This window comes from Paraburkholderia sp. LEh10, assembly GCF_017814945.1.
In the GTDB taxonomy this organism is placed as follows: Bacteria; Pseudomonadota; Gammaproteobacteria; order Burkholderiales; family Burkholderiaceae; genus Paraburkholderia.
Genome location: NZ_JAGIPX010000030.1, coordinates 1 through 10,384 on the forward strand (window position 1 = coordinate 1; position 10,384 = coordinate 10,384).

Below are 10,384 nucleotides of genomic sequence, written 5' to 3' on the forward strand. Positions count from 1 at the left end.
TCTTTGCGGCGGCAAAGAAAGTAAGTGCCGCCCCGCACAGGGGCAACGCCTGCGCCGCGAGGCGCATCGCGGATGCCCGCGCAGGGCCAGGCGAACGTCATCGCGAACGCCCGCGCAAGGGTACGGCGAACGACATCGCGAATGCCCGCGAAACGGCAAGCCAAACCGCATCGCGGATGCCAGCGATAGCGGCAAAACCAAACCGCATCGCATAGTGGCCAAAGCAAACCGCACCGCAAAAAAATCAGCGCCGCCGGCAACCCTCCCGCCGGCACACCTCCCGCCCGCTACTCCGCCCCATACGTTCTCTGCTGCTGCTCACCGAGCCCTTCAATTCCAAGCCGAACCGTCTGTCCCGCCTTCAGATAAACAGGCTCGGGCTTCACCCCCATCCCAACGCCCGGCGGCGTGCCCGTCGAAATCACGTCGCCCGGCTGCAGGCTCATGCACTGCGACAGATACGACACCAGCTTCGCGACGCCGAACACCATCGTCTTCGTACTGCCGTTCTGATAGCGATGCCCATCCACTTCGAGCCACAGCTTCAAATTCTGCGGATCAGGCACCTCGTCGCGGGTGACGACCCACGGCCCGATCGGGCCGAACGTATCGAAGCCCTTGCCCTTGTCCCATTGACCAGCCCGCTCGATCTGCCATTCGCGCTCGGACACATCGTTGATCACGCAATAGCCGGCAACATAGTCGAGCGCATTCGCTTCGTCGACATACTTCGCTTCCTTGCCGATGACGACGCCCAGTTCCACCTCCCAGTCCGTCTTCTTCGAGCCGCGCGGAATTTCGATGCCGTCGTTCGGACCGACGATCGCGCTCGTCCACTTGTTGAAGACGACGGGCTCGGTCGGCACGGGCAGGTTCGATTCAGCGGCATGGTCCGCGTAGTTCAAGCCGATGCACACGAACTTGCCGATCTTGCCGACACATGGCCCGATGCGCGGATTGCCTTCGACCTCCGGCAGCGACGCCGGATCGACTTCGCGCAGTTTCGCCAGCGCGGCGTCCGTCAGCGTGCTGCCGTTGATATCGGCGACCACCTTCGACAGGTCGCGAATCTTGCCTTGCGCATCCAGCAGGCCCGGCTTTTCCTGGCCTTTCGGTCCATAACGAAGCAGTTTCATCGCTGCAGTTTCCTCTGTTCAGTGATTCCGTGGTTCATGAATGTCGATGCCATGCAGTTCAGTTCGACCAGCCGCCGTCGATCACATGCGCCTGGCCCGTCGTGAACGCCGACTCGTCCGACGCCAGATACAACGCGAGCGCCGCGATCTCTTCTGGCTTGCCGACGCGGCCCATCGGCTGGCGCGCGACGAACGCCGCGTGCACCGCCTCGACCGTCGAGCCTTGCGCCTTCGCCTGTTCCGCGATGCGCTCTTCGAGCGAAGGCGAGTGTACCGTGCCCGGACAGATCGCATTGCAGCGTATGCCGCGCGTGACGAAATCCGCGGCAACGGCCTTCGTCAACCCGATCACGGCCGCCTTCGATGCGCCATACACGAAGCGGTTCGGCACGCCCTTCACACTCGATGCCGCCGACGACATGTTGATGATCGACCCGCCGCCCTTCTCCAACATTGCGGGCAGAAACGCGCGGATCATCCGGTACATCGCCTTCGCGTTCAAATCGAATGCGAAGTCCCAGTCTTCCTCGCTTGCTTCGAGAATCGAGCCCGCGTGCACGTAGCCGGCGCAATTGAACAGCACGTCGATTGCGCCCAGTTCGTCGGCGAGCGCCTTGATCGCCGCGCCGTCGAGCACATCGAGCTTGCGCGCTTCGACGGGCTTGTCCTTTAGCGCGTCGATGCGAATGTCGGTCGCGATGACGCGCGCGCCTTCACGCGCGAAAAGCTCGGCCGTCGCAAGTCCGATGCCTTGTCCGGCGGCGGTGATCAAGGCCGTCTTGCCGGCCAGTCTTTGTATCATCTACGGCTCCCGTTGGATTGGCATTTGAGTCATACCGGGTATTGCAGCGGCTGCTCACCGGCGTGAACGTGGAAATCTCATTGGCGTAGTCAGAGACGATAGAACGCTGACGCATTGCCGCCGAAGATCGCATCGCGTTCCGCGTCGGAGAGTTGCGCGAGCAGCAGCGTGGCGATCGAATGCCACAGCAGATAGTCGCCGTTCAGATTCAGCACCGGCCAGTCGCTGCCCCACATCAACCGTTTCGGCCCGAATGCGGCAAGCAGATGATCGACGTACGGACGCAGCGTCGCTTCCGTCCAGCCTTGCGCGGCTTCCGTCGCGAGCCCAGACAGCTTGCAATGCACATGCGGATGTTGCGCGAGCCGCGTGATGCCCTCGGCCCATGCGTGCCAGCCCGCGCTGCCGTCGCGGATGGGCGGCTTCGCGCCGTGATCGACGACGATGCGCAATTGAGGAAAGCGTCTGATGAACGTCTCCAGCGCATCGACGTGACGCGTGAAGATCAACGCGTCGAAGGCGAGATCATTGGCGATCAATGCATCGACGGCGGGCTTCAACGCGGGATTGGCAATCCAGTCGTCGTCGGGCAGGTCTTGCAGCATCGGACGCACGCCCTTGAACTTCGGCTCGCGCGCAAGCTCGGCAATCAACACGGGTGCGTCTGCGTCGAGCATCGGCACCCAGCCGACCACGCCCGCAATCGATGCTTCATTGCGCGCGAGTTCGAGCAGATAACGTGTCTCTTCGACAGTCGGCGCGGCCTGCACGACCACGGTACACGCGATGCCCGCGCGTTCGCGCAGCGGCGCGAGATCGTCGGGACCGAACGTGCGGTAGAGGGGCGCGAGATCGGGCGTCAGCCAGCCGTAGTCACCGCGTTCAGGATTCCAGTAGTGCTGGTGTGCGTCGATTTGCATGATGTCGTTAAACCGCTAGCTCTTCGGCACGGGCGCGCGCGGATCGAGCAAGCCCTTGTCGCGCAACGCCTGCCACAGTTCAGCGGGAATCGGCTTGTCGAACGAAGCCACATTCTCGCGCAGTTCGCCCGCGTTGCGCGCGCCCGTCAGCACGGTCGCGACGGCGGGATGTGCATACGGAAACTGCAGCGCCGCTGCAGCGAGCGGCACGCCATGCACCTTGCACACCGCTTCCAGACGCGCGACGCGCTCGATTACTTCCTTCGGCGCCTCGCCATAGTTGAACTTCAGATCGCCTTCGACGCCGCGCGCGAGAATCCCCGAATTGAACGCGCCGCCCAACAGAATGCTGACATTGCGCTTCTCGCATTCGGGCAGCAGATCGTCGAGCGTTGCCTGTTCGAGCAGCGTGTAGCGGCCCGCGAGCAACGCGCAATCGATATCGAACTCGCGCATTGCATCGAGTATCGCCGCACCTTCGTTGACGCCGAGGCCCACGGCCTTCACGACGCCTTGCGCGCGCAGATCGTCGAGTGCGCGAAAGCCGCCGCCTTGCGTCAGCTGCTGCCAGTAGTGCGCGTTGCGCTCGCCATGCGTGACGACGCCGATGTCATGCACGAGAAGAATGTCGATATCGACGATGCCCATGCGCTGCTGGCTGTCTTCGAACGAACGCAGGATGCCGTCGCGCGTGTAGTCATAGATTGCTTCGAACGGCAGCGGGTTTTGCCAGCCTTCGCTGCCGTCGTACGGATTCTTGCGCGGCACGTAATGACGGCCGACCTTGGTCGACAGCACGAATTCGCTGCGCGGGTAACGGCGCAGCGCGTCACCCAGACGATGCTCGGCCTTCGTGTGCCCGTAATGCGGCGCGGTGTCGAAGAAGCGCACGCCCGCGTCCCATGCAGCCTCTACTGCGCCGAACGCTTCGTCATCGGTGAGATCACGATAAAGCCCGCCAAGCGGCGCAGTGCCGAGACCCAGGCCCGTCACTTGCACCGCGCGAGCGCCAATGCTGCGCCGCTTGCGCGCGTTTGAACCTGCCGCGTTCGTCATTGCTGAGTCCCCTTCATGTTGTGCGCTTAACGCGATGATCCGCTCACTGCGCCGCCAGTCCGACCACCCGATGCGGCAGCGCCGCATTCGACGGCAGGCACGCCGGCCCGACTGGCTCGAACGTCTTGTAGGTAAGAATAAACTCCTGATGCCCGAGCGATTCGGATTTCGACGCGGCGCCCCGCGCGACGGCGACCGTCAGCTCGAATACTTCGCGCCCCACTTCGTCGAGCGTCGCGCGGCCTTCAAGGATACGCCCTGCATCGACATCCATGTCGCCGGACAGATTGCGATAGGTGTTCGGATTCGCGCAGACCTTGATGACGGGCGAGATCGCGGAGCCGACCACGGAGCCACGCCCCGTCGTGAACAGGATCACATGCGCGCCGCACGCGATCAGTTCCGCGATCTCCGCGTTGTCGCTGATGTTCGGAAAGCCGAAGCGCGGCTCGCCGTCGGGCACGACGTCGAGCAGATAGAGCCCGCCCGTCGGCGGCACGTCGCCGGGCTTCACGATGCCGACAATCGGCGAGGCGCCGCTCTTCGCATACGCGCCGAGCGACTTCTCTTCCTGTGTGGTCAGTCCGCCCTCCGCGTTGCCGACGGCGAAGCTGCCGTGGCCGAGTATCGAGTAATAGCGTGCCGCCTTCGCCACGCAGGCGACGATTTCATCGCCGAGATCGTCGCGCGCCGCGCGGCTTTTCATATGAAACTCGCAGCCGACCAGCTCGCCCGTCTCTTCGAAGATGCACGTTGCGTCCTGCTCGATGAAACGGTCGAACGCGCGGCCCACGGCAGGGTTCGCCGTGATGCCGCTGGTGCCGTCCGACCCGCCGCAGACCGTGCCGATCACGAGTTCGGACAGCGCCATCGGCACCTTGCGCTGCTTCGCGAGTTCGGCGCGCGCGTCGCGCACCCAGTCGACGCCGTATTGGATCGTGCTGCGCGTGCCGCCTTTTTCCTGGATCGTCAGCACGTGCACGGGACGGCCGCTTGCGCGCACCGCGTCGGCCAGATAGTGCTTGTTCATGCTCTCGCAGCCGAGCGAGACGAACAGCACCGCGCCGACGTTCGGATGCGTGGTCAGCTGCTCCATCATCTTTTCGGCGTAGTTGTTCGGATAGCAGCCCGGAAAGCCGATCAGATGAACGGGCGGCTCATGTTCTGCGCAAGGATCGTCGAATGCATCGAATGAAGGACGAAACTGCGCGACGATCTCGCGCGCGACGTGATGCGCGCATTCGACCAGATACGCGACCGCGACCACATTGCGGACGCCCTTGCGTCCATCGCTGCGCAGATAGCCTTGCAAGGCATCGCCGTCGGCGGTTCCATTTGCTACTGATAAGTCGCTCATGATCTTGGTTCGCATCAGTGATGGACGAATGCGTGGCCTGCGTCGTGCGTGTACGTCGGCAGGTAGTCGCTTTCGAGGTTGTGCGTATGCAGGTGCTCGCCGCGCGCGACATCGGCTGTCACGTGGCCGATCGCCGCGCCGTAGCGCAGCACTTTTTCGTCGGCATGCAGCGCGCGCCGCGCGACCTTGTGGCCGAGCTCGATCGTCTTCGCGAGCGTCACGCGCTCGCCTTCGATGTCGATCTGCGTGCCCGCTTCGAGCCGCGCGGCGGCGATCAGGCAGTTGTCGTCGGGGCTCAGCAGGATGAGACGGGGATCGGTCATCTGCATCATGTCAGTTTTGTCCTTCGCCACTGGCAAGGCGCGCCACCATCAGCGAGCCGAGAATGATTGCGCCGTAGATCGCCTGAATCCAGAACGACGGCACCTGGGCGAGCGTCAGCAGGTTTTGCACGACGCCGAGCAGCAGCACGCCGGAAAGCGCGCCGAGCATCGTGCCTTTGCCGCCGTCGAGTGAAATGCCGCCGATCACGGCCGCCGCGAATACCGTGAAGATCATCCCGTTGCCCTGGTTCGCGTTGATCGCGCCGACATAGCCCGTCACGACGAGCCCGCCGATCGACGCGAGAATGCTGCCGAGCACGAACACGCCCCACGTGATGCGCTCGACGCGAATGCCCGCCGCGCGCGCCGCTTCCGGATTGCCGCCGATCGCATACAGCGCGCGGCCCAGCCGGTGATAGCGCAGCAAGAATGCGGCGATCCCGAACGCGACAGCCGCGAGCCACACGGACAACGGCAGGCCGAGAAAGATCGTCGTCGCGAGCGCGAAGAAAGACGGCGGCATGTCGAACAGCGTGCCGCCCTTCGTCGCGCCGACCAGCATGCCGCGCAGCACGATCAGCATCGCGAGCGTCACGATGAACGCGTTCAGCCGCAGGCGCACGACAAGAAAGCCGTTGATAAAACCGATCACCGCGCCCGTCACGACGATCGCGAGCAAGCCCGCTGCCGCCGGCCATTCGAAACCGAAGCCCGCCGAAGCCGCGGGCATTACGAGCATCGCGCCGGCCGCGGGCGCAATGCCGACTGTCGATTCGAGCGAGAGGTCGAACTTGCCCGTCAGCACGATCAGCGATTCGGCGAGAACGACGAGCGCGAGCGCCGCCGACGCGCCGAGCACGCTGATGAGATTCGCCTTCGTCAGAAAGCTCGGGCTGACGAGCGCGCCGATGACGAGCAGCAACGCGAGCGCGGGCAACAAGGCAAGATCGCGCAGCCGCGCGAACTCGATGTGCGGACGCGCGGCACGCGCGAGCACGCCCTGAGCCGGCGCGAATGCAGGGCCCGGAACACTATTCTTCATGGAGACTGACTCCTTCAACGGATGCAATCAGGTCGTGGTCTTGCCACCCCGCCGCGAACTCGGCCGCGATGCGGCCACGGAACATCACCAGCACGCGGTCGCACACGCGCAGATCGTCGAGCTCGCCCGACGCGACGATCACTGACTTGCCCTCCGCGCGCACGCGACCGACGACGGACAGCAGTGCTTCCTTCGACTTCACATCGACACCCGCGGTCGGATCGATCAGCACGAGCACATCGGGATCGGTCGCCAGCGCGCGGGCCATCACGACCTTCTGCTGATTGCCGCCCGACAGTCCCGACACCACATGCTCCGGTCCCTGCGCGACGATGCCGAGCGCGTCGATCATCTTCTTGCCGAACGCGTTCTTCTTCGAAGGCGGCGCGATGCCGAACTTGCCGAGCATGCGCGCAATGGTCATCGATGCGTTTTCCGCGACGGATTGCGTGAGCACGAGCCCTTCGTGATGGCGGTCCTTCGGCACGCAGCCGATGCCGCGCTTCAATGCGGCGGGCACATTGCCCAAAGGCAATAATGCGCCGTCGACACGAATTGCGCCGCGCTGGGGCTTGCGCAATCCCGCGATCGCTTCGGCCACGCACGTGCGGCCGCTGCTCGTCGCGCCCGTCAGCCCGACGACTTCGCCGCGCTTCACCGCGAACGTGACATCTTCGTAGTCCGTGCCCGAGAGTCCTTCGACTTGCAGCGCGACGGCGGTATCGGAAGGCAACGGCTCGCGCGAGGCCGCATCGGTGACGTTCAGTCCGCCGCGCTCGCCCGTCATCGCTTCGATCAGCTGCTCGCGCGGCAACGCGGACACGGGCGCACTGACGATATGCGTTGCATCGCGCAGCACCGTGACGGCCTGGCAGATCTCATACACCTCCTGCAAGTGATGCGAGATGAACAGGAACGTCACGCCTTCGCGCTGCAACTCTTCGATGCGCGTGAAAAGCCGCTTGATTTCGTCGCCGTCGAGCTGCGCGGTCGGCTCGTCGAGAATGATGAAGCGCGCGCCGTAGGACAGCGCCCGCGCAATCTCGACGAGTTGCCGCGCCTCGACGCTCAGATCGCCCGCGCGTGCGTCCTCGCGCACGTCGATCTTCCAGTGATCGAGCAGCGCGCGTGCATCGCGGCGCATTGCGCGCCAGTCGATCACGCCGCGCTGCGCCGGCTGCCGGTTGATGAACAGATTCTCCGCGACGGTGAGGTCGCGGATGATCGTCGAATGCTGATAGACGCACGCGACGCGTTCGCGCCACGCATCGCGGTCGGCGACAGGCGGCGCGAGTTCGCCGTTGAAGCGCACTTCGCCCGTGTCGGGCTTGCGCAGGCCCGTGAGAATCGACACCAGCGTCGATTTCCCCGCGCCATTGCGCCCGACGAGCGCATGCGACTCGCCGGGCATCACCCGGATGCTGACGTCTCTCAGCGCCGCGTGGCTGCCGAAGCGCTTGCCGACGCCGAGCGCGTCGACGACCGCGTGCGTGGATGCGTTCGCGTCGTGGATCATTTCAGCGTGTTGCCCCAGAGGTTTTTGTCGTCGACATTCGCCTTCGTCACGAGCGGCGCGGGCAACTGGTCTTCGAGGACGCCGGGCTGCAACTGCACGATGTTGCTGCCGTGATCCGTCGGGCCCGGCTTGAACGTCTGCCCGGCGAGCGCGGCCTTCATGTAGTACAGGCCGTATTTCGCGTACAGGTCGGCGGGCTGCGAGATGGTCGCGTCGATTTCGCCCTTGCGGATCGCGTCGAACTCTTGCGGGATGCCGTCGTTGCTGACGATCACGACATGCTTTTCGCTGCCCGCCGGAACGAGCATCTGCTTGCGGCGCAGCGTCTGAAGCGTCGGCGACAGGTAGACGCCGCCTGCCTGCATGTAGATCGCCTTCACGTCGGGGTTCGCGGTCAGCAGGCTGTCGAGCGAACTTGCCGCGACGTCGCCCTTCCAGCCCGCGGGAATCTCCAGCAGCGACAGCGCCGGGTAATTCTTCAGGCACGCGCGGAATGCCTCCGAGCGGTCGCGGCCGTTGACGGACGCCAGATCGCCCATGATCTGCACGACCTTGCCCGACTTGACGTGCTCGCCGATGTACTTGCACGCCTTCTCGCCATACGCGCGGTTGTCGGCGCGCACGACCATCGCGACCTTGCCTTGCGTCGGCGCGACGTCGACGGCGACGACGGCGACGTTCTTCGCCGAGGCCGAATCCAACGCGCGGCTGATCGCCGCCGAATCGATCGGCCCGACGACGATGCCCTTCGCACCCAGATTCACCATGTTGTTCATGTCGGTGATCTGTTGCGCGGGGTCGTTGTTCGAGTTGACGGGCGCGAGGATGTCGACGCCCATTTCCTTCGCGTATTTCGGCAGATAGTTGTTGTACGACTGCCAGAACGGCGACGTGAGCAGCGGCAGGCCGAGACCGACCTTGCCCGCGTCGGCCGCGTGCGCCGCCGTTCCGAACGTGATGCCGGCCATGCACGCAGCGGCCACGGCGGCCGGCAACGCACCCTGAACAAAACGGCGAGCCGCGCGCGGCTCCTTGGCGAAACCCATGCTTGTCTCCTTGTCGAGCGGAGCGGGCGCGCCAGCGACTGCTCCGATCCCATGCAACGGCGGTTGCATGTCGCGTTGTGGGAAGAAAAAACCCCGGCAAACCGGGTAGATCGACCTGCGCTTACTGATGTTGGGCATCGGTGCGTTAATTCACCAATGAACGTATTATTCATATACGAACTTTTGCAAGTCAAGGAGAGTGCGGCGCAACATGCGTGGGTGTTTTCCCTGGCGCTTGATGCTCTGTGTGACTGTCGTTTGACGCCCGATAATCGATGCGAATGACAAAGGCAAACCAACTGGCAACGCGACTGCTGACGATGGACGTGGAAGACAAGGAAGACGCCGACCGCTATCGCGCGCCGGCGCTCGACAAGGGGCTGGACATACTCGAACTGCTCGCCGAGCAGAAGAGCGGCCTTACGCGCGCCGAGATCACGAAGCTGCTTGGGCGCAACGCGAGCGAGATGTACCGGATGCTTGAGCGGCTGGTCGCGCGCCAATACGTGGTGCGTTCGGCGGGCGGTGACCGGTATTCGCTGAGCATGAAGCTATATGCGTTGGCGCATCGTCATCCGCCGATGAACCGGCTGATTTCGGAGGCATTGCCGCTGATGCAGCGCTTCGCCACGGACGCCGAGCAGTCGTGCCATCTCGCTGTCTACGATCGAGGCAATCTGCTTGTGATCGCGCAGGTGGACGGGCCGGGTACGTGGGGCATTTCGGTGCGGCTCGGCTCGCGTGTCGGCCTGATCGATACGAGTTCGGGGCGCACGATGCTCGCGTTCCAGACGCCGGAGCAGCGCGAGCACATGCTCGCCGAGCACACCAAGGTCAAGGGCGAAGTGACGATCGATCACGACGCGCTCGAGGCTGCATGCGAGACGATCCGCGCCGCGGGGTATTCGAAGAAGGACAGCCAGCAGATTTTTGGTGTCACTGACTTGACGTTTCCGCTGCTGACCGCTTCGGGTCAGGCGATTGCCGCGATGACGTGTCCGTTTCTCAGGCGTATCGATGAGTATGTTGCGCCGTCGCTGGATGAAGTGACGCAGATGTTGCGGGAAACGGTGCAGGGGTTGTCGATGGCAGGGGAGTCTTGAGGGGGATTTTTTGCCGCTATCGCTCGGTGTTTTGCCGCTATCGCTGGCATTCGTTATTTGCCGCTTTCGCTGGCATCCGGTGT

At 64.1% G+C, this 10,384-nt stretch carries 10 protein-coding genes; 1 reads left to right on the top strand and 9 read right to left on the bottom strand.

From position 1 onward, the window contains the following. Positions 1–287: 287 nt before the first annotated feature. The 9 genes from J8I87_RS23810 to J8I87_RS23850 form a co-directional block, all read right to left on the bottom strand. Entirely contained in the window at positions 288–1,136 is an 849-nt protein-coding gene (locus J8I87_RS23810; RefSeq protein WP_209934425.1) for an ureidoglycolate lyase, read from the bottom strand. 58 nt (positions 1,137–1,194) lie between these two features. Then, positions 1,195–1,938, bottom strand: coding sequence for an SDR family oxidoreductase (locus tag J8I87_RS23815; protein ID WP_209934426.1), 744 nt, complete (start codon positions 1,936–1,938; stop codon positions 1,195–1,197). Between the two features lie 89 nt (positions 1,939–2,027). Next, entirely contained in the window at positions 2,028–2,858 is an 831-nt protein-coding gene (locus tag J8I87_RS23820) for an amidohydrolase family protein (RefSeq protein WP_209934427.1), read from the bottom strand. Positions 2,859–2,873: 15 nt separating this feature from the next. Next, a complete protein-coding gene (locus J8I87_RS23825) occupies positions 2,874–3,914 on the bottom strand; it encodes an aldo/keto reductase (RefSeq protein ID WP_209934428.1) in 1,041 nt (346 codons plus the stop codon). A 43-nt stretch (positions 3,915–3,957) separates the two neighbouring features. Continuing rightward, positions 3,958–5,271, bottom strand: coding sequence for a UxaA family hydrolase (locus J8I87_RS23830; RefSeq protein WP_209934430.1), 1,314 nt, complete (start codon positions 5,269–5,271; stop codon positions 3,958–3,960). A gap of 14 nt (positions 5,272–5,285) precedes the next feature. After that, positions 5,286–5,603: a UxaA family hydrolase gene (locus J8I87_RS23835; RefSeq protein ID WP_209934431.1), complete on the bottom strand. Its 318-nt coding sequence runs from the start codon at positions 5,601–5,603 to the stop codon at positions 5,286–5,288. Between the two features lies 1 nt (position 5,604). Continuing rightward, entirely contained in the window at positions 5,605–6,636 is a 1,032-nt protein-coding gene (locus J8I87_RS23840; RefSeq protein ID WP_209934432.1) for an ABC transporter permease, read from the bottom strand. Then, on the bottom strand, positions 6,626–8,152 hold the full coding sequence (locus J8I87_RS23845; RefSeq protein ID WP_209934433.1) for a sugar ABC transporter ATP-binding protein: 1,527 nt from the start codon (positions 8,150–8,152) through the stop codon (positions 6,626–6,628). The genes J8I87_RS23840 and J8I87_RS23845 overlap by 11 nt, the downstream gene beginning before the upstream one ends. Beyond that, on the bottom strand, positions 8,149–9,120 hold the full coding sequence (locus tag J8I87_RS23850; protein ID WP_245254118.1) for a sugar ABC transporter substrate-binding protein: 972 nt from the start codon (positions 9,118–9,120) through the stop codon (positions 8,149–8,151). Before J8I87_RS23850 ends, J8I87_RS23845 begins: the two co-directional genes overlap by 4 nt. A gap of 398 nt (positions 9,121–9,518) precedes the next feature. Between J8I87_RS23850 and J8I87_RS23855 the strand changes: the two genes are divergently transcribed. Further along, a complete protein-coding gene (locus tag J8I87_RS23855; RefSeq protein WP_209934506.1) occupies positions 9,519–10,301 on the top strand; it encodes an IclR family transcriptional regulator in 783 nt (260 codons plus the stop codon). The last annotated feature ends 83 nt before the right edge of the window (positions 10,302–10,384 follow it).

Bases quoted from the DNA above. Each gene is read 5' to 3' on its own strand.
- J8I87_RS23810 (WP_209934425.1), bottom strand. From the start codon at position 1,136: ATGAAACTGCTTCGTTATGGACCGAAAGGCCAGGAAAAGCCGGGCCTG.
- J8I87_RS23815 (WP_209934426.1), bottom strand. From the start codon at position 1,938: ATGATACAAAGACTGGCCGGCAAGACGGCCTTGATCACCGCCGCCGGA.
- J8I87_RS23820 (WP_209934427.1), bottom strand. From the start codon at position 2,858: ATGCAAATCGACGCACACCAGCACTACTGGAATCCTGAACGCGGTGAC.
- J8I87_RS23825 (WP_209934428.1), bottom strand. From the start codon at position 3,914: ATGACGAACGCGGCAGGTTCAAACGCGCGCAAGCGGCGCAGCATTGGC.
- J8I87_RS23830 (WP_209934430.1), bottom strand. From the start codon at position 5,271: ATGAGCGACTTATCAGTAGCAAATGGAACCGCCGACGGCGATGCCTTG.
- J8I87_RS23835 (WP_209934431.1), bottom strand. From the start codon at position 5,603: ATGATGCAGATGACCGATCCCCGTCTCATCCTGCTGAGCCCCGACGAC.
- J8I87_RS23840 (WP_209934432.1), bottom strand. From the start codon at position 6,636: ATGAAGAATAGTGTTCCGGGCCCTGCATTCGCGCCGGCTCAGGGCGTG.
- J8I87_RS23845 (WP_209934433.1), bottom strand. From the start codon at position 8,152: ATGATCCACGACGCGAACGCATCCACGCACGCGGTCGTCGACGCGCTC.
- J8I87_RS23850 (WP_245254118.1), bottom strand. From the start codon at position 9,120: ATGGCCGGCATCACGTTCGGAACGGCGGCGCACGCGGCCGACGCGGGC.
- J8I87_RS23855 (WP_209934506.1), top strand. From the start codon at position 9,519: ATGGACGTGGAAGACAAGGAAGACGCCGACCGCTATCGCGCGCCGGCG.